We start from the raw sequence: 20514 nt of genomic DNA, 5'->3' as shown, positions 1-20514 counted from the left end.
ACTGGTTGCATCCGCAAAGAAGCTGCCGTCCGACGTCAGAAGGTTTCGCCCACCATTTCTTCCGTTTTGCGCCATAGCGCGTCGGCATTGGCCGTGTCGAGCGCGTACTGGCGCACGCCTTCGCTGATGGGCGTAATGACGACGTCGTCGGCGACAAGTTTGCTCACGTGACAGTTCTCGCAATACCGGCCGCCGACTTCTTCCGCCGATGCCACCACTGCCGTCCACACGGAAGTGGCCGCGCCCTGCGGAATGGTCTTGAACTGGAACGGCGGCTTGCCCTCGGACGCAAGCTGGCTGTTGATGCTGTCGAGCAGCCCGGCCATCTGCCCTTCGTCCATATGACGGGCCAGCTCCGTGTGAATACCGCCCGGATGCACGGCGGCCGCGCGGACGCCCCGCGCCCGATGCCGCTGATCGAACGCGACCGCGAACAGGATGTTCGCCGTCTTCGACCGGCCATACGCGACGAACGGGTCATACGGCGTGCGTTCGAAGTTCGGATCGTCGAGATCGACATTGGAGAAGCGATGTCCCGACGACGCCAGCGCGACCAGACGGCCGCCATCTCGCAGCAGCGACGCAAGCCGGTTCACGAAAACGAAATGCCCGATGTGGTTCGTGCCGAACTGCGTTTCGAAGCCATCGGCCGTTTTGCCGAAGGGCGTCGCCATCACGCCCGCATTCGCGATGATGACGTCGAACGGCTGGCCCTTTTCCAGCAGCTTGTCGGCGCATGCACGCACGCTCGTGAGATTGGCGAGGTCGAGCGAAACCAGATCGATGCTGCCGCCGCCCGAAGCCGCGTCGCGCCGCGCTTGGGCAATCGCGCGCGTCGCCTTGTCGAGATCGCGCGCCGCACCGACAACGTTTGCGCCACGTGCCGCCAACGCGCGCGCCGTCTCGACGCCGAGGCCCGCCGACACACCCGTGACGAGAATCCGCTTGCCATGCAGATCGACGCCCGCGAGCACGTCGTCCGTCGTTGAAGTTGCGCCAAATTTCTCAGCCATTTCCGTCCCTCTGTTTGCAGTAAGGTTGACGTTTCGTCCCATCGGGGATAAAACGGAGCCGCTCTCCGTTTTTAGATATTAAACGGAGTCACCCTCCGTTTGCAAGCAAAGAGATCAATGAATCACCCGACGCCAAAAGAACGAAAACCCAGAGCCGATGCGCTGCGCAACCGCGAGCGCATCCTCGACGAAGCCAAGAAGGCGTTCACGCGTGAAGGAGCGGACATCAGCCTGGAAGACGTCGCGCGTCAGGCGGGAGTCGGCGCGGGCACGCTGTACCGGCACTTCCCGACGCGCGATGCCTTGCTGGAAAGCGTCTATCGCGCGGAAGTGGAGAAGCTCGCGAAGGAAGAACGCCGGTTGCGCGACACGCTGCCGCCGCTCGAAGCACTACGCTCGTGGATGCTGCTCTTCGTCGACTACATCGCGACGAAGAAGATCATCGCGCCCGCGCTTAACTCGCTTGTGGGCGGCTCGACGAAGGTGTTCGAGTCGTCCGGCGCGCAGATCACGGACGCGATCCATGCGCTCGTCACGCGGGCCATCGAAAACGGCGACATTCGCGCCGATCTCGATCCGCTCGATCTCTTTCGGGCGCTCGTCGGCGTGTCGAACGTGGCGTCTGCGCCGGACTGGCAACAGAGCGCCCGGCGCCTGGTCGACATTCTGCTGCTCGGTTCGCGCCCGGTCGAATGACTCTGCTGAGGTTGGCGTAAACGATGTCAAAAATGGCATTTGCGGCAATAGCCGAAACGCCGCTTTCCATCTACATTGACCGCTTCCGATCAACTTCGCAGCTGGAGCCATCATGAATCACGCCGATCTCGACCGTCCGATCTGGACAGCGCTGACCACCCGCCAGGCGCACCTCGGGCAAGGCGATGCGCTGGCGCGTCGATATCATGCCGACGTCGCGCCCTTCGCCGCGCTGTCGAGCGAAACGCCCGCCGCGTACGAAGCGCTGCGCCAGCTCCTGCAGCCGCACGAACAGGCTGCGCTGCTGTCGCTGGCGCCGCTCGACGGAACGGAAGCGTTGCGGGTGGAGAACGTCGGCACGATTCATCAAATGGTCGCGACGCGCGCGGTTGCCGGAACGGCCGACGATCTCGACGTGATCCGTCTGGATAGCGCCGATTCCGCAGAGATGCTCGATCTCGCGCAGCGAACCAAGCCGGGGCCGTTCGGCAAACGGACGCACGAGATGGGCCGTTACATCGGCGTTCGCGATCACGGACGGCTGATCGCGATGGCAGGCGAACGGATGCGCATCGACGGATATGTCGAGATAAGCGCCGTGTGCGTCGACGATTCCTGGCGCGGTAAAGGACTCGCGGGCCGCCTGATCGACATCCTGCGAAACGAGATCGGGCAGCGCGGCGAAACGCCCTTCCTTCACGTGTTCAGCCACAACACGACGGCGATCCGTCTGTACGAACGACTCGGCTTCGAGTTGCGTCGCGCGTTCGTCCTCTCGCGAGTCGGCCATGCCGACGCGAGCGCCACGCAGCACGCCTGATTCGCTCACGGCCAAACCGCCAAGCGCGCCTCCCGATCCACTTCCACGCGCCGGTTTCCCGACCGGCATCGCGTCCGTGCGCACGCCCGTTCGCTTTCCGCGACCGTCAAGTTCTCAATTAAGTGACCGTTAACACAGCCGCAGCATCGTCCTGCGGCCATCGCTCTCGCCCCCGGCTGCGGGGGACAACATCGCGGCTCATTTAGCAAACGAAAACTATGAAACTGAAGAATCTGCCCGTGCGAACGGGCTTTATCGCGGTTCTCGCACTGTTTGGAATACTCGTTCTCGTCACCGCCCTGCTCGGTCTCTACTCGCTCTCGAAGAACAACGGGTTATCGGAGCAGATCAGCACGCTCAATGCGCAAACGGTCGATCTCAAGGATGTCTACATCAACAACCTGAAGGCCCGCAGCGCATTGAGCCGCGCCTTTATCGCGTTGTCGTCGAATCCCGCCGACAAGGACTCAGCCGTCGCCGCAGCGAGGGGCTACTACAACCAGGCGAAGAAGGCCTTCGCGGCATTCGACGGCATCCCCAAGGAAACGGCGGCTCAACAGGAAACAGCGAAGCTCGTCGGCGAAACGTTCCATGCGCACACCGACGCGATCGACCTGCTGTTCAACGCCATCGCTTCGGGCGATGTCACCGCATACGCCGCGACGAACGAAGGTCCGATGACGAAGACGAGCGCCGCCTTCGGTAAATCGGCGGATGCGTTCTTCGCCGTGGCTTCCGATGAAACGGACCAGCTCAAGGCCGAAAAGGCGCACTCCAAGTCGGTGCTGACAGGCACCTCGGTCGCTTTGCTCGCGCTGTCGTGCGCGCTGATTCTGCTCGTGTATTACACGCTCGAACAGAACGTCGTGCGCCCGCTCAACGAAGCGATGAGCGTGCTCGATCACGTCGCGCGCGGCGATCTGACGGTCCAGATCCGCCACGAATCGACGAATGAAATCGGCAAGCTGTTCGACTCGATGAAGGAAATGAAGCGCAGCCTCGCGGGTATCGTGCACTCGGTGTACGGCGGCACCGACACGATCGCGACGGGCGTGCATCAGATGGCGAGCGGCAACACGGACCTGTCGCAGCGCACCGAGGAACAGGCAGCGGCGTTGCAGGAAACGGCGTCGTCGATGGAGCAGCTGACCAGCACCGTGCGTCAGAACGCCGACAACGCGAAACAGGCGACGCAGCTCGTGATGAGCACGGCGGCCATCACGGAACAGGGCAACCGCGCCGCGCAGGAAGTCGTGTTGACGATGCAAGGACTGTCCGATCTGTCGGGCAAGATCGCGGACATCACGAATGTGATCGAAGGCATCGCGTTCCAGACCAACATTTTGTCGCTGAACGCGGCCGTCGAAGCGGCGCGCGCCGGCGACGAAGGCCGTGGCTTTGCGGTGGTGGCGAGCGAAGTGCGCTCGCTCGCGCAGCGCAGCGCGAGCGCCGCGAAGGAAATCAAGGAGCGCATCACCGATTCGCTCAGCCGCGTGGAAGCGGGCGCGGAACAGGTCGGCAAGGCGAGCCAGGTGATGGGCGAGATTCTGACTTCGGTGAATCGCGTGAGCGATCTGATGGGCGAGATCGCCGCCGCTTCGGAAGAGCAGTCGGAAGGCATCGAGCAGGTGAACCGCGCGATCACGCAGATGGATCAGGTCACGCAACAGAATGCCGCGCTCGTCGAGCAGGCATCGGCGGCGGCCCTCGCGCTCGAGGAACAGACCGTCGCGCTGAAGGGCGCGGTGTCGGTGTTCCGTGTCGATCGCGCTCTCGCGCACGCTTGAAGTCATTTCTTTCGGGCCGTCATCCACGACGGTCCTCTCTCTCCTCTCCAATTGCACACGCCGCACTCGCGGCGTGTCCCCCATTAAACGAACGCGCGCTGCCTTGACAGCCAATACGCATAAGACGAATAATGAAGCGTTCGTTTAACGAAACCATGTTCGAATAGCGAACTCTAGAAACAGAACACGAATCGCGCACAAAACCTTGATGGAACAAGGACTTGGCGCGCTCGAGCCTGAGCTTCACCCCGGAATTCCTGCCCCTACAGTCGCCTGACAGCCGGGTGACATCAAGCTTGCCGGCGGTGCATCCCTCGTGCACGGACACGCCGCGTGCCGGTTCTGTTCACGCCGCCCGTACGCGGGCGGATGCCACATCGAGCGAGAACCATGAAGCGAGACACATCACCCACCGCCGCCCTCCAGCCTGCCGCTCCGCGCGGCATCGTCGAAGGCCTTGTCTATGTTTTCGAGCGGGTCATGCCGGACCCGTTCATGCTGTCCATCTGCCTGACGTTTTTCGTCGCCGTGCTCGCGCTGCTGATCGCGCCGACGGGCAACGTGCCGACGCTGCTCGACTCCTGGTACACGGGCACGTTCGGCATTCTGGCGTTCGCGCTGCAGATGATCCTGATTCTCGCGACGGGCTACGCGATCGCCGAAGCGCCCATCGTCCAGCGCGGCCTGCGCGCGCTGGCGGCCAACGCGCAAACGCCCGCGCGCGCAGCGTTGCTGGTGTTCCCCGTCGTCGCGATCGCCGCGTGGCTCAACTGGGGACTCGGGCTGATCGTCGGCGCGTTGTTGTCGCGTGAAATTGCACGCCGCGTGCATGTCGATTTCGCGTGGCTCGTCGCCGGCAGCTATTCGGCGTGGTCGATCTGCAATAGCGGGCTGTCGAGTTCGATCGCGCTGTCGCAGGCCTCGCACGGCAATGCGCTCAATCTTGTCGAAAAGGCGACGGGCCACGTCGTGCCGCTCAGCGAGACGATCTTCGCGCCGTTCGTCGTCGTTCCGACGGTGCTGGTCGTCGTCGTGATGACCGCGATCTTCATCAGGATGCATCCGAAGTCGGAGAACGTGGTCGCGTTCCGCGATGCAGGCAACGACGACGCCGACGCATCGGACGCCGATCCGCACGCACGTCCCAGCGACGCGCCTGCGTCGTTTGCCTCGCGCCTCGAACAGTCGATGCTCGGCACGCTGCTGCTGCTCGCACTCGGCGTCGGTTATCTCGCGATGGAATGGCACGAGAACAAGTTCGATCTCGACATCAACACGACGATCCTGATCTTCCTGCTGATCGGTCTCGCGCTGCAGCGCACGCCGATCGCGTATGCAAACGCGATCCGCCGCGCCGCGCGTCAGACGGGTTCGATGCTGCTGCAATACCCTGTGTATGGCGGCATCATGGGCATCATGAAGGGCACGGGTCTCGCGTCGATGATCGCGAAGGCTTTTGTGACGATCGCTTCGCCCCTCTCGCTGCCGCTCTGGAGCTATCTGAGTTCGCTGATCATCACGTTGCTGGTGCCGAGCGCGGGCGGTCACTGGGCCGTGCAGGGGCCGTTCGTGCTGCCTGCGGCGATCAGCCTGCACGCATCGGTGCCGCGCACCGCGATGGGCGTGGCGATGGCCGAGAACGTATCGAACATGCTGCAGCCGTTCTGGGCTGTTCCTATCGTCGCGATTGCGGGTATCCGGATTCAGCGCGTGATGGGCTATACGGCTGTCACGTTCGCGGTGTCGCTCGTGATCTATGCGGCGGCGCTGTGGTTCGTGGGCTGATTTCCGCTGCGATCTGCTGACTGATCTGGAAACAAGGACGGCCGGTTCGGCATTCGATAACGAATGCTCAACCGGCCGCTTTTACATTGGAATCACGCGGCGGCGGAACGCGCGTCGGCGTGAGCCAGTTCGAGCCGGTTGCCGCCCAGCGATTTCGCGCGATAGAGCGCCTGATCGGCGGCTGCCAGCAGATCGGAAAGGGACGAAGCCTCGCTGCCGGACTGCGCAAGACCGATGCTGACCGTGGCCTGAACGCCGGCGCCGTTTCCACCGAGCGTCACCGTCTCGCCGAAACTCTTCACGACGGCTTCGCCCGCCTCTTTCGCACGGAGGCTGTCGTACTCCGGCAGCAAGACCGCAAATTCTTCTCCACCGATGCGGGCAAAAATCGCATCGCGCCCCAGCACGCTGCGCGCGATATCGGCGAATGATTTGAGGACGCGGTCGCCCGTCTCGTGACCGTATCGGTCGTTGATCTTCTTGAAGTGATCGAGGTCGATGGCGAGCAGCGCAACGGGCCGCGATTCACTGCTGTCGCGGATAATGCGCGCGCCCTCTTCGAAGAACCATCGACGATTGCCGAGGCCCGTCAGATAATCCGTCTGCGATTCCTGCAGCAGCTGTCCGTGTGTTTCCTCGCGAACCAGGCGCAGCAGAGTCATCGGCAGAACGACGGAATACAACACGCCTTCGTACATCGTGATCTTGCTCACGGTGATCAGGAAGTCGAGGCCGAACAGCGCCGTCAGCCACGGCAGCATGCATGCTCTGAATGCGTAGAAGACGGCGTGTCCACCCGACACCAGCATCGCGATACGCAGTGATTGCAGCGATTTCATTCCGTCGCAGCGCGCAAGTTCGCGCGCCGTCAGACCGCACGCGACGGCAATGGGAATCGCGCTCAGATACATCCACATGAAGTCCTGGCCGCGCACGCCGGCAATCGCCCACGCGATCGCGAGCAACACGAGCACTGCGGCCGACGTTCGCACGTGTTTGCGCCCGTTCAGCACAGCGACGCCGTGCAGGATCAGCAGATAACCGCTAACGATGATGAGATTGCTCAACGCGGAGCCGAGCACGCCGGGCAGTTCGCGACGCCACGACGCCACTGCGCAGCCGACTGCGAGCGTAGCGTAGGCCGCTGCCAGTATTCTCAATTCCTTGCCGCGCTTGGGATGAACGCGACACTCCCACAGCGTCATCACTGAGCTGGCAAGAAGAGTCCCGATCGCAAGGAGATAAAGCGTAATAAGATCGACATGCATCGCTGACGTAAGGGCTCTACGCCGGTACATCGCGGCGGCCATCGCATTTTACGCTGAAAATACAGCGAGTTCATGTTGCTCAGTAGTCGCTTCATTGCGCCGGATGGTGCAGGCATGCGCGATGCTGCGCTGTGCGATCTGCCGGGCGAGTTACCCGAAAAGCCCGGCTTCGAGTGTCTGTCACGGTTGTCACGTATAGGATCCCATGACCGATCCGACCGATCCTGAGCGCAACGCAGCGCGAGCCGGAATCGCCGCCGGGACGGATTCCAATGGCGATTCATCCGATGCATCGCGCATCGACGATGCAGCCAGCGGCGAAACGCGCCGCCGCGCGCCGCGTCCTCGTCGGATACCGAAGGCGCATGTCGAGCGGCCTCCGGAAGCGTTCACATCGGCGGCTTACGCGCCCGAGCCCGACAAGACCAACGTGCCGTTCGAAGCGCGCGTGCAGCAGTGGTTCGATGCGCGGCAATGGCAACCGTTCGAGTTCCAGCGTGAAGTGTGGCGCGAAATCGCGGCGGGATCGAGCGGCCTGCTGCATGCGACGACGGGCGCGGGCAAAACATGGGCCGTCTGGTTCGGCGCGATGGCGGCATACGGCGATCATGCGCCGCGTGCGCTCGCCGATCCGTTGACCGTGCTCTGGATTACGCCGATGCGCGCGCTCGCCGCCGACACCGCTCGCGCGTTACAAAGCGCGGCGCGCGAACTCGCGGTGCCGTGGACGATCGGCTTGCGCACGGGCGACACGAGTTCGACCGAGCGCGCGCGCCAGAGCCGCCGCATGCCGAGCGCGCTCGTCACGACGCCCGAAAGCCTGTCGCTGATGCTCACGCGCAGCGATGCGCGCGAAGAACTGAAGCATGTGCGCCTCGTGATCGTCGATGAGTGGCACGAACTGCTCGGCAACAAGCGCGGCACGCAGACACAACTCGCGCTCGCGCATCTCGCGCGCTGGCGCGCCGATTTGCAGGTTTGGGGACTGTCGGCGACGCTCGGCAATCTCTCGTTCGCCGCCGACGTCCTGCTCGCGCCCGTGCGCACACCGCGCGTGTCCGTGAGCGGCATGCAGCCGAAGACGCTGATCATCGACACGCTGATTCCCGAGACGATCGAACGCTTTCCGTGGGGCGGTCATCTCGGCACGCGTCAGGTCGAACCGGTTGCGGAAGGCATCGACGAAGCGCGCACGTCGCTCGTGTTCACCAATACGCGCTCGCAGGCGGAGATCTGGTATCAGGCGCTGCTCGCGCTGCGTCCCGACTGGGCGGGACTGATCGCGCTTCATCACGGCTCGCTCGCGCAGGAAGTGCGCGAATGGGTCGAGGACGGTTTGAAGAACGGCAAGCTGAAGGCCGTCGTGTGCACGTCGAGCCTCGATCTCGGCGTCGACTTTCTGCCCGTCGAGCGTGTGTTCCAGATCGGCTCGCCGAAAGGCGTCGCGCGGCTGATGCAGCGCGCGGGACGCTCGGGCCACGCACCAGGCCGCGCGTCGCGCATCACGATCGTGCCGACGCATGCGCTCGAACTCGTCGAAGCCGCGGCAGCGCGCCGTGCGGTGGAAGCGCGGCGCATCGAAGGCCGTGAAACGCCGCGCAAGCCCTTCGACGTGCTCGTCCAGCATCTCGTCACGGTCGCGGTCGGCGGCGGCTTCAAGGCGCCCGAACTGTTCGACGAAGTTCGCACGACCTTCGCGTATCGCGACCTGCCGCAGCAGGAATTCGACTGGGCGCTCGCGTTCGTCGAGCGCGGCGGTCCATCGCTGCGCGCGTATCCGGACTTTCATCGCGTCGTGCGCGACGAGGACGGCGTGTATCGCGTGCAGCGCGACGATCTGATCCGCCGACACCGCAACAACGTCGGCACCATCGTGGCGAACGCGACGCTGCACGTCGCGTGGCTCACGGGCGGCCGGATCGGCTCGATGGAAGAGTCGTTCATCTCGCGCCTCAAACCCGGCGACGTGTTCACGTTCGGCGGCCGGGCGCTCGAACTGGTGCGCGTGCGCGACATGACCGCCTATGTGCGTCGCGCGAGTTCGTCGCGAGGCGCGATGCCGCAATGGGCGGGCAGCAAGATGCCGTTGTCGTCGGAACTGGCGGACGCGGCGCTCGCGATACTCGCCGAAGCCGGGCGCGGCGACTACGTCGAACCGGAAATGATCGCGATCCGTCCGTTGCTGGAGTTGCAGGCGAACTGGTCGGCGTTGCCCGAAGCAGGCGTGCTGGTCGCCGAAATGCTGCGCACGCGCGAAGGCCATCACTTCTTCTGCTATCCGTTCGCGGGACGCATCGCGCATATCGGCCTTGCGTCGCTGCTCGGCTGGCGCGCGGCGCGCGAACAGCCCGGCACGTTCTCGATTGCCGCCAACGATTACGGCTTTGAACTGCTGTCGTCGCAGCCATTCGACTGGCCGACGCTGATCGAAGAAGGTCTCTTTTCCCCGACGCGTCTTGCCGGCGACATCATGGACAGCCTCAACGCGTCCGAACTCGCGATGCGGCGCTTTCGCGAAATCGCGCGCGTCGCGGGTCTGGTTTATCAGGCGCATCCGGGACAACAAAAAAGCGCGCGGCAGTTGCAGGCATCGAGCGGCCTGTTTTACGAGGTTTTTCGCAAGCACGACAGCGACAACCTGCTGCTCGCACAGGCCGATACGGAAGTGATGCTGCAGGAACTGGAACTCGATCGCATGAAGCGCGCGCTCGATGCGATGAGCACGAGCCGACTCGCGTTGACGCGCCCGAAAAAGCCGACGCCGTTTGCGTTTCCGCTGATCGTCGGGCGCATTCGCGAGAAGGTCAGCACCGAGAAGCTCGCGGACCGCATCGAGCGCATGCTCGCCGAACTCGACAAGGCCGCGCGCTGATGACATTCGAAACCGTCACCGTCGAAGCGGGTGGTCATCCGTTGCTGCTGTCGGCACAACGTGCCGCGTTCGATCCGCAACTGAAATGCCTGTTGATCGCCGATGCGCATTTCGGCAAGGACGCCGTGTTCCGCGCGCACGGTGTGCCCGTGCCCGCCGGCGCAACGACCGACGATCTCGCACGGCTCGATTCATTGATCCACGCGCATCGGCCGGAATCGATCGTGTTTCTCGGCGATCTGCTGCATGGCCGCGAATCGCTCGGCAGCGAGACGATGGATGCGCTCCACGCGTGGCGCGAGCGGCATGCGCCCGTTCGCGTCGTGATGGTCGAAGGCAATCACGATCGCAATGCCGGATTGTTGCCGCCGTCGTTCGGCGTCGAAACGGTGTTCGAGCCGTGGATGTTGGGGCCGTGGGCGTTGTGTCACTATCCGCAGGCCGTCGACGGCGCGTATGTGCTGGCGGGCCACCAGCATCCTGTCTATGTGATCGCGAGCCGCGCGGACACCGTACGCGTGCCCTGCTTCCGTTTCTCCGCGCGCTGCGGTGTGCTGCCTGCGTTCGGCGCATTCACGGGCGGCTTCGTCGTCAATCACTCCGCCGACGACGCGGCGATTTATGCCGTCGCACAGAATCGCGTGATCGCCGTGCGCGAGTGTCGTTAGGGCCTCACGCGCATACCCCCCGCGCCTGGGGGGAGCAGCCCGTTTTCGCCGTGCTACCTTGCTTTCTCACATCGGAAAGCCGCCAGACAGCGGCACATCATGCGTGCAATCGCGCGCCTGCTGCAAGGAAGAATCATGAACGAGCTGAACGGATACGACTTCGAAGACCTGCGTCCTGGCATGAGCGCCACGTTCGCCAAGACCATCACGGAGGCGGACATTCTGTTGTTCGCGGGTGCTTCGGGCGACATCAACGCGGTCCACATCAACGAACAATTCGCGCAAACCACACCCTTCAAGGGACGCATTGCGCACGGGATGCTGACGGCGAGCATCATCTCCGCGACGATCGCGGGCCGCCTGCCCGGTCCCGGCACCATCTATCTCGGACAAAACCTGCGCTTCAAGGCCCCCGTTCGTCCCGGCGATACGGTGCAGGCGGAAGTCACGATCAAGGAACTGATCGCCGAAAAACGCCGCGTGGTGTTGTCGACGGTATGCACGGTCGACGGTAAGGTTGTGATCGACGGCGATGCAGTGGTCATGCCCACGTCGCGCGATGCGCAGATCAAGGCAAGCGCCGGGCTTGCGGCAGCAAACGCGTAACAGCAGGACGCAACATGAAGATGCCATTTAGCATGCCCGACGAATTCGCGTCGGGCTGGGTCAAAGCCGGGTTCAATTTCTGGCGTGCGCTGCCGCTGTCGAATGAAGCGGGCAATGAAACGGGCAACACGCGCAAGACGCTCACACAGGCAAGCGCCGATTACTGGCGACAGCAGACCGCGCTGTTCACGAGCGTGTTGACGAGTACGGCGGGCGGCAAGTTCGCATCGCAGCCGGTGGTTCAGCCGGAGCAAGGCGACCGCCGCTTCCATGCCGAAGACTGGTCGAACAATGGCTGGTATAGCCTGCTCAAGCAGCACTACCTGATCACCGCGCGCATGCTCGAAGACATGGTCGAGGCGAGCACGCTCGATGAAAAAGAAAAGCACAAGCTGCGCTTTTACACGCGCCAGTTCATCGATCTCGCGAGTCCGACGAACTATGCCGCGACCAATCCCGAAGTCATCCGGCACGCGCTCGAATCGAACGGCAGCAGTCTCGTGTCGGGCGCGACCCGCTTGCTGGAGGACATGAAGGACGGCTGCATTTCGATCACCGATCGCAGCGCGTTCGAAGTGGGCCGCAGCGTGGCAGCGTCGGAAGGCTCGGTCGTGTTCGAGAATGAACTGTTTCAGCTGATCCAGTACGCGCCCCTCACACCGACCGTCGCGCGACGGCCGCTCGTGATCGTTCCGCCCTGCATCAACAAGTTCTACATTCTCGATCTGCAACCCGACAACTCGTTCGTGCGCTTCGCGTGTGAACAGGGCCTGACGGTCTTTCTGGTGTCGTGGCGGAATCCGGATGAAACGATGTCAGATACGCAATGGGACGCGTATCTCGAGAGCGGCGTGATGAAGGCACTCGAAGTCGCGCGGACGATCACCCGCGCGGACAAGGTCAATGCGTTGGGCTGGTGCGTCGGCGGCACGATGCTGTCGTCGGCGCTCGCCGTGATGCGCGCGAAGGGCGACGACACCGTCGCGAGCGCGACGCTGCTGACGGCGCTGCTCGACTTCAGCGAACCCGGCGATCTGGGCGTGTTCATCGACGAAACCGGCGTGTCGATGCGCGAGCACACGATCGGTCGCGGCGGCCTCTATCCGGGACGCGAACTCGGTTTCGTGTTTCAGACGCTGCGCGCCAACGATCTGATCTGGCCGTACGTCGTGAACAACTATCTGAAGGGCAAGACGCCCGCCGCGTTCGACCTGCTCTACTGGAACGCGGACACGACCAACCTGCCCGGCCCGATGTACAGCTGGTATCTGCGCAACATGTATCTGGAGAACAGCCTGCGCGTGCCGAACCGGCTGAGGATGTGCGGCACGCCCGTGGATCTCGGGCGCATCGACATGCCTGCGTATCTGCTCGCGACCGAGGAAGATCACATCGTGCCGTGGCGCTCCGCGTATCAGTCGACGCAATTGCTCGGCGGTGACACGGAGTTCGTGCTCGGTGCGAGCGGCCATATCGCCGGCGTCATCAATCCAGCGTCAAGAAACAAGCGCAGCTACTGGACGGGCGGCACGCCGGACAGCGATGCGGAGCAATGGCTGACGGGCGCGACGCGACAAGCGGGCAGCTGGTGGAATCACTGGATCCGCTGGGTCAAGCAGCATGCGGGCGACGAAGTGAAGGCGCGCACGACCCCCGGCAGCGCGAAGTACAAGCCCATCGAACCCGCGCCGGGCCGTTACGTCAAAGTGCGCGCCGACTGATTGCGCGCAGCGTTACGCGTGTCCGCGAAACGACGCGCAGATTCTGAACGCGTCTTCCGAGAGCGGAATCTCCTTGGCGCGGCAGTAGCGCGTGGTCAGCTTCAGCAGTTCCTTGATGTCTCGCCCGCTCGCTTGTGGCCACGCGTTCGTGAGGGCGTCGATCAGATCGTCGGAAAGATCGGCGCCCAGCTGTTCGGCGAGCAGCTTCCACAAACGCATCGCGTCGATGCGCGGCGGCGTTTCGTAGTGAATCTTCGCGATGCAGCGCGACAGGATCGCATCGTCGACATCGTCGATGCGGTTGGTCGTCATGAACAGCAAGCCGTTGAAGTACTCGAGCGTGCGCAGAAATTCCGCGACGATCGCGTTGTGTTCGAGGTCGTTGTCGCGGCGGCGAATATAGACGTCGGCTTCGTCGAGCAGCAGGATCGCGTCCCAGCGCGTCGCGCGTTGCAGGATGCCCGACAGCGCCGCGCCGACCGACGCCGCCGTCGTGCCGAGTTGCCCCGAATGCACGCGATACAGCGGCTTGCCGACCACTTCCGAATAGACTTCCGCCGTCAGCGTCTTGCCGAGTCCAGGCGCGCCCTGACAAAGAATCGTCGTGCCGCCCGATTTGCCCGGCACGAAGTCCTGCACGAACACATTCGTCTTCGACGTCAGAATGTCGATCAGATCGCGATGATTGTTCGGCAACACGAGCTTGTCGCGCAGTTCAGGCTGATAGCGATACTCGTCGATGTGCTGCACATGCACCCAGATATTGCTGTGCCATTCCAGATGAAACAGGCACACGTAGCAATGCAGCGGCACCTTGTCGAAGCCGCTGTCGATGCTCGCGCCGCGCCAGAACCCTGCGTCGGCCGTCGCCTGGAAACGGCGCTCCAGCGTCTCTTCATCATTCACGCATTTCGCGATCACGCCGTCGGGAATGCGGACCAGCTCCGCTCCGTTTTTCGGATCGACCGTGAACGCTGCCTTCGATACGACGAACTGTGCGCCAAAACGCGGCTGGAACTGCAGAAAGCGCTCCGCGTGCCGCTCGTATTCGTGCTTGAACTCGGCGCATTCCTTGTAGAAGCCGAATTCGGCGAGCAACTCCGGAATCGTGCGATCGACAATATCGTGCCGGTTGATCACGAGCGACGTCGTCATGCCCGAAAGCCGCAAGTGATGCTCGGTGCGCTCGGAGTTCGCGGATTGCATCGTGTTCGCGAGCATGTCGATCACGACATACGGCGTGCCCTGATCGGGTTCGACGAGCCGCATGCGGCGCACGAGCCACGGCAGCAGCGTGCCGTCCTTCGCGCGGCTGTACAGCCAGCCGTCGATCGGGTCGCGCGTCAGATACGCGATCAGGCCCGCCACCAGCTGTTCGAGGCTCGGTATCGTGCGCGCTTGCGGCGCGTTGTAGATGTTGTCGAGCGCGAGCATCTGGAACATCAGCGCACGTTCGTTGTTCGCCTTGCTCAGCGAATAGAGCGTGTTGAGCGCCCGGGAATCGAACAGCTTGCTCGACACGACCATGCTGCCGTGACATGCGCCGTGCTGATTGAGTTGTCTTGCGAGCGGCGATCCCGATTCGATCATCGCGAGCAGCGGATGCACCAGCGATTCCGGTATTTCAAAGTCCATAGACGCACTCGTATCTGATGGTGACGCGGCTTCACGGCAGCACCGCGCCGCCCGCTAGCCGAGAAAGAACTGCACGGCCATGCCGACGACGGCAGGCTGGATGGCATGCAGCCCATTGAATTCGATGTATTGCACGTCGTAGCCCGCCGCTTTCAGCTTGGTCGCGTTTGCGCGGCCGCTGGTTTCGATGGGCAACTGTTCGTCGCTCAAGCCGTGCGCGATGAAGACTCTGGGCGCGCCTTCCTGTGTGAACACCGACATGAAGCCGCCGGAAAACGCGATCACGTGGCTCGCGATGTCGCCGTTCGTGATGCCCATCGACAGCGCGTAGCTCGCGCCATCGGAGAATCCTGCGAAAGCGAGACGAGTGCGATCGATCGCATAGCGCGATGTTACTTCGACGAGCGCGCGGTCGAGCCGCTCCAGATCCGGGCCGCTGCCGCCGATTACGATGTCCCACGTTGGGTACAGCGAATGTGGCGCGAGGACGAGGAATTTGTCGCGTTCGGCGTGTTCTTCGATGTAGGGCAGAACCTTTTCCGGGAAACCGCCTGCGCCATGAAACATCACGAAGAGCGGCACGGGTCGATCCAGTTCGAGGCCGGCCGGCACATACAGGATCGCGTCACGTTCGCCAGCAATGCCTAGCCGGTTGCGGCCGGGCGGAAAGGGACCTTTGACGGCCTGCGCGGGCGTGAAGGACAGTCGGCCAAGCAGCGATGGATCGAACATGGTGGAACCCGGATGGAGCGCGGTGTGCGCATGAACGAATCTTCTGGCAGTAGCCGACCGCGCTGTCATTCAGAAGCAGAATGGCGGCGGATTGATATGTAATATATCACGAGAAATGGGGAGGATTGGGAAAAGATGGGGTGGGGGTGTGGTGACGAAGCCCAGCGACCAGACGGACGTCGCCGACGCGCCAATCCCGAGCCCGTTCGCGTGCGAGCGAAGCCTGATACCGGGACTGGCAACGGCGGTTATTCCAATGCCGACACCGCCACGAACGACGATGTCACTCAGGGTTCAGGTCAGTGCTTGTGCACCTTTTCCAGTCCCTCCGCGGACCGCACCGCGTGTTCACCGCTTTTCTCGCTTTCGACCTCGTAATGCGGGTCGTCCTTCGACGCGGCAACATTCTGACCGTCGAGTTCCGTATCCCGGATGATCCGGCGGACGACCGTGCCTGTCGTTGGGCCTTGCGGAGTGTTCCACGTGACGCGATCGCCTGTTTTGAGTCGATGGGACATGATTGTGCGCTCCGGTGGTTGAATCACCCTTCCGGGTCGCATTCGCCGTTCCTGAGTCAATCCCTGAGTCAATCCTCTTCCGACCGAAGCTCCGCTTCCTCGCGCTCCTGATCGAGCATCGCGCGCGCCTGATGCGTCAGCTTTTCCAGTATGCCCGGCAACATCTCCCGCTCCGCACGCGTGAGGCACGACAGCAAGCGCGCATTGCGCTCTTCCGCGACGGGGAACACTTCCGACACCAGCGCCTTGCCGCTTTTTGTCAACGTGATGATGACGCCGCGGCCGTCGGATGCATCGGCCTCGCGTGCGAGCAGACCTCGCTCTTCGAGGCCGCGCACCGTGCGGCTCGCGAGCCCGCGATCGAACTGCGCATGCTCCGCGAGTCGATTCATCGACATGCCGCGCTTGCCGTGCAGCAGCGCGATGCAGCGCCACTCATTCATCGTGAGACCGAAACGGAGTTCGTACGCGCTCGACGAGCCCTTCGTGTAGATGTTCGACAGCTGACGCAGCTGAAACGAGACCAGGTCGCGCAAATCGCCCAACGCGGGCAGGTCGTCTGCTTGCGCGGCCGCGCTACCGGCCGATTGCCCTTTTCCTTTTTTAACCGCCGTTCCCACATTTTCCTCCGCCGAATTCCGCTCGACGCGGCCGCGCGCAACTTGTATGACATCGTCACGCATTTTAGCAGAAGGATCTTACTGTTCCGTGCCCGCCGGGGCCGTTATTTATTGATGGGCGCCACTGCGAAAACGGCGCTCGCGGTCGCGACCACATCGTCGTCGGCGTTGCGCGCTTCGGCTTCGCAGAACGCGAGCGTGCGGCCGCATCGACGTACCTGTGCATGCACGACGATACGGCCGCGCGCCGGTTTCAGATAGTTGACAGTGAGACTCGCCGTGCCGAGATTCTCGACCCGCCCACTGGTTCGCACCGACATGCCCATAGACGTATCGAGCAGCGCCGCAAGCAGTCCGCCATGCGCATTACCGTGACGATTCGAATGACGCGGCCGAACCACGCACGCGAGCGTCGCCCAGTTGTCGCCGTGATCGACGAGTTCGAAACCCTGGTCGATGCAGAACTCCGATTCGATCGCGAGCGTGCTCATGCGATGCTCGCCTGTTCGCCGGCGCGCGTGAGCATCGGATTCAAACCGGTGCGCGCAACACGGCTCGCGAGCGTGCGGCCCAGCGCGTTCTCGCAGGCTTCGGAAGCTTCCATCATCGCTGCGAGATCGATGCCCGTGTTCACGCCCATCGTTTCGAGCACGTTCACGAAATCTTCCGTGCACACGTTGCCCGTCACCCCGCCGCCATACTTGACCTTGGCGGGATGGCCGCCTACGCCGCCGAACGCCACGTCGTAGTGGCGCACGCCCGCCTCGAACGCGGCGAGGTAATTGACGATGCCCGTGCCGCGCGTGTCGTGGAAATGCGCGATGGCGTGCACGTCGGGAAACGCGCGCAGCATCGCGCCGAAAAGACGCTGTGTCGACGCCTGCGTCGCCACGCCGATCGTGTCGCCGAGCGTCACGTGACGCACGCCCAGCGCGGCGAAACGTTCAACGTCGGCAAGCACGCTCGACTCCGCGATCTCGCCTTCGAACGGACACCCGAACGCAACGGAAATCGTGCCGATCAACCGGAAGCGCCCTTGCGCGGCAGCAGCCATTGCCTCGATGCGCTGCCATTGATCCTCGCGCGACTGCTTGAGATTGCGAAGCGAATGCGCGTCGCTCGCCGAGACCAGCAAGCTGATTTCGTTCGCACCGATGCCTGCATCGAGATCCGCCAGCGCGCGCTCGACGGCACGCACGTTCGCGCAGGTGGCCTTGTAGTACACGCCGTCGACGCGCGGCAACGTCTTCAGCACCTCGCTCGCGTCCGCGAACTGCGGAACGACGGCGGGATTGGAATACGACGTCGCCTCCACTCGCGCAAAACCTGCTCGCGCAAAGCGATCGATCAACGCAACCTTCTGCGCTGTCGGGATGAACTCGGTCTCGTGCTGAAGCCCGTCGCGGGCAAAACATTCACATAGGGTCAGGTCGGACATGATTCGCGGTGTGTCGCATAGATAGTTGACTTTCGATCTCATCAAACCATTATTGCGATGCAAAGTCAACTAAATGACGCGGCGCGAAACGCCGGTCGCAATGACCCTTACCACTTCGGATATGCTCACTAAATCGCTGTTTTTACGTGTATTTATTGATATCTACGCATCGGACGATCAGACCCATCATCGACAGTGATGACTGAAATCGACCACCAAAAAACGCCATAACTGATTGTCAAACTCACGCATCTTTGTTTGACTTTGTCACGCATCATGCTTTACTCTTGATCCATCGCGCCGCCCTGCAGGCGCATCCCACCCTCCTCTTCGCAAGGCTGTTCATGACTTCCTCCGCCTGCCTCATCGTTGAAGACCGCGCCGGCGTGCGCGTGCTGACGATGAATCGCCCCGACAAGCGCAACGCGCTCAACAACGAACTGACGCACGCGCTGCTCGCTGCATTGCAGGCAGCGGACCGCGACGCATCCGTCAAGGCGCTGGTGCTCGCGGGCGCGGGCAAGGCGTTTTGCGCGGGCGCCGACATCAACGAATTCGGCGGCTTCGTCAATTCCGGCGACTCCGCGAACGCCGCGCAAGCCGCGCTGGATCGCGCGCACCTCACCACGAACCTGCATCGCGTGTTCTCGCAGATCGGCAAGCCCGTCATCGGCGCTGCGCAAGGCTATGCGATGGGCGGCGGCGCGGGCCTCGCGCTCGCGTGCGACATGCTGGTCGCAGGCGACAGCTTGAAGCTCGGCTATCCGGAACTGAAGCACGGCATCGTCGCGGCCATCGTGATGGCGAATCTCGTGCGCCAGGTCGGACGCAAGACAGCGTTCGAACTGGTGTCGATGGGCGAGCCGGTGGATGCGCAGCGCGCGCTGTCGCTCGGGCTCGCCAATCGCGTCGTCGCGGACGATGCATTGATCGACACGGCCGTCGGTATCGCGGAACGTCTCGCGTCCTTCGATGCGCCCGCCATGGCCGCGACCAAGCGGCTGTTCCATCGCGTGGCCGATCTGCCGTTGCAGCAGGCGCTCGATGCATCGCTCGACACCAACATGATGATGCGCAGCTTCCGCCAGGACCGGGCGAAACAGTCATGACCACGACGCCGATCAAACCGCTCGCGAACGTCACTATCGTCGAGCTTGCGCGCGTGCTCGCCTGTCCGTTCGCGGACATGATCCTCGCCGAACTCGGCGCTAACGTCATCAAGATCGAGCAGCCCGGCAGCGGCGACGAAACGCGCACCTTCGAGCCGCAAGTCGGTGACGAATCCGCGTATTTCTTCGCGTGCAATCGCGGCAAGCAGTCGGTGACGGCGAATCTGAAGACTGACGCGGGACGGCGCATCGTGCGTGACCTCGCGCAGAGCGCGGACATCTTCATCGAGAACTTTCCGGTCGGCACACTCGCGCGCTACGGTCTCGACCACGCCGCATTGCGCGCCGCGAACGAAAGGCTCATCTACGTTTCATGCACAGGCTTCGGCCAGACGGGTCCCTACGCGAAGCGCAAAGGCTACGACACCGTGTTCCAGGCGATGGGCGGCCTGATGAGCCTGACGGGCGAGCGCGGAGGCGGCCCCGTCAAGCCCGGCCTGCCCATCGCGGATCTGACCTCGGGCATGTGGATCGCGATTGGCCTGCTGTCGGCGCTCAATGGGCGTGCAGTGACGGGCCAGGGCTGTCACATCGACTTCTCGATGCTCGACGGCCAGGTGAGCCTGCTCACGCTCGCGGCGGGCCGCTACTTCGCGCTGGGCGAAGTGCCGCCGCGGCTGGGCACCGAACATCCGGGACGCGTGCCGTCGGCCACGTTCGCATGCAGCGACGGCGCGTTCGTGCACATCACGTGCAGCGATCAGCACTGGCTGCCGCTTTGCAAGTTGCTCGGGCTCGAAGCGCTCGCCGGCGACACGACGCTCGCGACGAACGCAGGGCGCGTCGAGCATCGCGATCGCGTGATGAGCGCGCTGACGCAAGCCATTTCGGGCTGGACGCGGCAAGCATTGTGCGAAGCCTGCGACGCCGCAGGCGTGCCCGCTGGACCGATCCAGAACGTCGCGGAAGTGCTCGCCGATCCGCACGTGAACGCGCGCGGCATGGTGGGCTCGTTCGAGCATCCGACGGTCGGCACATTCGGCGCGCTGCCCTTGCCCTTCAAGTTCGATGGTTTCGCCGATCCGCAAGTCGAGCGGCCGCCGTTGCTCGGCGAACACACCGAGCAGGTGTTGCGCGAACGGCTCGGATACGACGAAGCACACATCGCGGCGCTGCGGCGCGACGGCGCAATCTGACGCCACGCACGAGAGATACGACATCAAGGG

18 protein-coding genes are annotated in these 20514 nt (G+C 63.3%); 10 read left to right on the top strand and 8 right to left on the bottom strand.

The features are described 5' to 3' along the window. Positions 1 to 35 precede the first annotated feature (35 nt). Entirely contained in the window at positions 36 to 1013 is a 978-nt protein-coding gene (locus QEN71_RS30630; protein WP_201646904.1) for an SDR family NAD(P)-dependent oxidoreductase, read from the bottom strand. Between the two features lie 117 nt (positions 1014 to 1130). Here QEN71_RS30630 and QEN71_RS30625 point away from each other — a divergent pair, with 117 nt between their 5' ends. The 4 genes from QEN71_RS30625 to QEN71_RS30610 all read left to right on the top strand — a co-directional run bounded on the left by QEN71_RS30625 (position 1131) and on the right by QEN71_RS30610 (position 6101). Further along, positions 1131 to 1709 (top strand): TetR/AcrR family transcriptional regulator, encoded by a 579-nt coding sequence (locus tag QEN71_RS30625; protein WP_201646903.1) that lies wholly within the window; start codon positions 1131 to 1133, stop codon positions 1707 to 1709. A 112-nt stretch (positions 1710 to 1821) separates the two neighbouring features. Continuing rightward, on the top strand, positions 1822 to 2529 hold the full coding sequence (locus QEN71_RS30620) for a GNAT family N-acetyltransferase (protein ID WP_201646902.1): 708 nt from the start codon (positions 1822 to 1824) through the stop codon (positions 2527 to 2529). Between the two features lie 218 nt (positions 2530 to 2747). Next, the gene (locus QEN71_RS30615) at positions 2748 to 4316 is read left to right on the top strand and encodes a methyl-accepting chemotaxis protein (protein WP_201646901.1); all 1569 of its coding nucleotides are present in this window, start codon (positions 2748 to 2750) and stop codon (positions 4314 to 4316) included. 390 nt (positions 4317 to 4706) lie between these two features. Continuing rightward, positions 4707 to 6101, top strand: coding sequence for a TIGR00366 family protein (locus tag QEN71_RS30610; RefSeq protein ID WP_201646900.1), 1395 nt, complete (start codon positions 4707 to 4709; stop codon positions 6099 to 6101). Between the two features lie 92 nt (positions 6102 to 6193). On the opposite strand, the gene QEN71_RS30605 is transcribed toward QEN71_RS30610, so the two are convergent. Beyond that, positions 6194 to 7369: a GGDEF domain-containing protein gene (locus QEN71_RS30605; RefSeq protein ID WP_201646899.1), complete on the bottom strand. Its 1176-nt coding sequence runs from the start codon at positions 7367 to 7369 to the stop codon at positions 6194 to 6196. A 205-nt stretch (positions 7370 to 7574) separates the two neighbouring features. Between QEN71_RS30605 and QEN71_RS30600 the strand changes: the two genes are divergently transcribed. The 4 genes from QEN71_RS30600 (at position 7575) to QEN71_RS30585 (ending at position 13236) form a co-directional block, all read left to right on the top strand. After that, complete coding sequence (locus QEN71_RS30600) at positions 7575 to 10241, top strand: ligase-associated DNA damage response DEXH box helicase (RefSeq protein WP_201646898.1); 2667 nt, start codon at positions 7575 to 7577, stop codon at positions 10239 to 10241. Beyond that, positions 10241 to 10909, top strand: a complete 669-nt coding sequence (gene pdeM / locus QEN71_RS30595; protein WP_201646897.1) for a ligase-associated DNA damage response endonuclease PdeM — start codon at positions 10241 to 10243, stop codon at positions 10907 to 10909. Before QEN71_RS30600 ends, pdeM begins: the two co-directional genes overlap by 1 nt. A gap of 135 nt (positions 10910 to 11044) precedes the next feature. Beyond that, a complete protein-coding gene (locus QEN71_RS30590; protein WP_201646896.1) occupies positions 11045 to 11515 on the top strand; it encodes a MaoC family dehydratase in 471 nt (156 codons plus the stop codon). 14 nt (positions 11516 to 11529) lie between these two features. Further along, positions 11530 to 13236, top strand: a complete 1707-nt coding sequence (locus QEN71_RS30585; RefSeq protein ID WP_201646895.1) for a PHA/PHB synthase family protein — start codon at positions 11530 to 11532, stop codon at positions 13234 to 13236. Between the two features lie 12 nt (positions 13237 to 13248). Here the strand turns inward: QEN71_RS30585 and QEN71_RS30580 are convergent, their stop codons facing one another. The 6 genes from QEN71_RS30580 to QEN71_RS30555 all read right to left on the bottom strand — a co-directional run bounded on the left by QEN71_RS30580 (position 13249) and on the right by QEN71_RS30555 (position 18179). After that, positions 13249 to 14871: an AAA family ATPase gene (locus QEN71_RS30580; protein WP_201646894.1), complete on the bottom strand. Its 1623-nt coding sequence runs from the start codon at positions 14869 to 14871 to the stop codon at positions 13249 to 13251. Between the two features lie 54 nt (positions 14872 to 14925). After that, positions 14926 to 15603, bottom strand: a complete 678-nt coding sequence (locus QEN71_RS30575; protein WP_201646893.1) for an alpha/beta hydrolase — start codon at positions 15601 to 15603, stop codon at positions 14926 to 14928. Positions 15604 to 15902: 299 nt separating this feature from the next. Beyond that, positions 15903 to 16121, bottom strand: a complete 219-nt coding sequence (locus QEN71_RS30570) for a hypervirulence associated TUDOR domain-containing protein (protein WP_201646892.1) — start codon at positions 16119 to 16121, stop codon at positions 15903 to 15905. 68 nt (positions 16122 to 16189) lie between these two features. After that, positions 16190 to 16741, bottom strand: coding sequence for a MarR family winged helix-turn-helix transcriptional regulator (locus QEN71_RS30565; protein ID WP_201646891.1), 552 nt, complete (start codon positions 16739 to 16741; stop codon positions 16190 to 16192). Between the two features lie 104 nt (positions 16742 to 16845). Further along, positions 16846 to 17232 (bottom strand): PaaI family thioesterase, encoded by a 387-nt coding sequence (locus tag QEN71_RS30560; RefSeq protein ID WP_201646890.1) that lies wholly within the window; start codon positions 17230 to 17232, stop codon positions 16846 to 16848. After that, entirely contained in the window at positions 17229 to 18179 is a 951-nt protein-coding gene (locus tag QEN71_RS30555; RefSeq protein ID WP_201646889.1) for a hydroxymethylglutaryl-CoA lyase, read from the bottom strand. Before QEN71_RS30555 ends, QEN71_RS30560 begins: the two co-directional genes overlap by 4 nt. A gap of 344 nt (positions 18180 to 18523) precedes the next feature. Between QEN71_RS30555 and QEN71_RS30550 the strand changes: the two genes are divergently transcribed. Both QEN71_RS30550 and QEN71_RS30545 read left to right on the top strand, forming a co-directional pair. Then, the gene (locus QEN71_RS30550; RefSeq protein ID WP_201646888.1) at positions 18524 to 19288 is read left to right on the top strand and encodes an enoyl-CoA hydratase/isomerase family protein; all 765 of its coding nucleotides are present in this window, start codon (positions 18524 to 18526) and stop codon (positions 19286 to 19288) included. Continuing rightward, positions 19285 to 20484 (top strand): CaiB/BaiF CoA transferase family protein, encoded by a 1200-nt coding sequence (locus QEN71_RS30545; RefSeq protein WP_233471600.1) that lies wholly within the window; start codon positions 19285 to 19287, stop codon positions 20482 to 20484. Before QEN71_RS30550 ends, QEN71_RS30545 begins: the two co-directional genes overlap by 4 nt. Positions 20485 to 20514: the final 30 nt, after the last annotated feature.

The sequence above is a fragment of the Paraburkholderia sabiae genome (assembly GCF_030412785.1).
GTDB lineage: Bacteria > Pseudomonadota > Gammaproteobacteria > Burkholderiales > Burkholderiaceae > Paraburkholderia > Paraburkholderia sabiae.
The sequence above is the reverse complement of the archived record's forward strand: the minus strand, read 5'-3'. Positions and strand labels throughout refer to the sequence as shown.

Bases quoted from the DNA above. Each gene is read 5' to 3' on its own strand.
- QEN71_RS30630 (WP_201646904.1), bottom strand. From the start codon at position 1,013: ATGGCTGAGAAATTTGGCGCAACTTCAACGACGGACGACGTGCTCGCG.
- QEN71_RS30625 (WP_201646903.1), top strand. From the start codon at position 1,131: ATGAATCACCCGACGCCAAAAGAACGAAAACCCAGAGCCGATGCGCTG.
- QEN71_RS30620 (WP_201646902.1), top strand. From the start codon at position 1,822: ATGAATCACGCCGATCTCGACCGTCCGATCTGGACAGCGCTGACCACC.
- QEN71_RS30615 (WP_201646901.1), top strand. From the start codon at position 2,748: ATGAAACTGAAGAATCTGCCCGTGCGAACGGGCTTTATCGCGGTTCTC.
- QEN71_RS30610 (WP_201646900.1), top strand. From the start codon at position 4,707: ATGAAGCGAGACACATCACCCACCGCCGCCCTCCAGCCTGCCGCTCCG.
- QEN71_RS30605 (WP_201646899.1), bottom strand. From the start codon at position 7,369: ATGCATGTCGATCTTATTACGCTTTATCTCCTTGCGATCGGGACTCTT.
- QEN71_RS30600 (WP_201646898.1), top strand. From the start codon at position 7,575: ATGACCGATCCGACCGATCCTGAGCGCAACGCAGCGCGAGCCGGAATC.
- pdeM (WP_201646897.1), top strand. From the start codon at position 10,241: ATGACATTCGAAACCGTCACCGTCGAAGCGGGTGGTCATCCGTTGCTG.
- QEN71_RS30590 (WP_201646896.1), top strand. From the start codon at position 11,045: ATGAACGAGCTGAACGGATACGACTTCGAAGACCTGCGTCCTGGCATG.
- QEN71_RS30585 (WP_201646895.1), top strand. From the start codon at position 11,530: ATGAAGATGCCATTTAGCATGCCCGACGAATTCGCGTCGGGCTGGGTC.
- QEN71_RS30580 (WP_201646894.1), bottom strand. From the start codon at position 14,871: ATGGACTTTGAAATACCGGAATCGCTGGTGCATCCGCTGCTCGCGATG.
- QEN71_RS30575 (WP_201646893.1), bottom strand. From the start codon at position 15,603: ATGTTCGATCCATCGCTGCTTGGCCGACTGTCCTTCACGCCCGCGCAG.
- QEN71_RS30570 (WP_201646892.1), bottom strand. From the start codon at position 16,121: ATGTCCCATCGACTCAAAACAGGCGATCGCGTCACGTGGAACACTCCG.
- QEN71_RS30560 (WP_201646890.1), bottom strand. From the start codon at position 17,232: ATGAGCACGCTCGCGATCGAATCGGAGTTCTGCATCGACCAGGGTTTC.
- QEN71_RS30555 (WP_201646889.1), bottom strand. From the start codon at position 18,179: ATGTCCGACCTGACCCTATGTGAATGTTTTGCCCGCGACGGGCTTCAG.
- QEN71_RS30550 (WP_201646888.1), top strand. From the start codon at position 18,524: ATGACTTCCTCCGCCTGCCTCATCGTTGAAGACCGCGCCGGCGTGCGC.
- QEN71_RS30545 (WP_233471600.1), top strand. From the start codon at position 19,285: ATGACCACGACGCCGATCAAACCGCTCGCGAACGTCACTATCGTCGAG.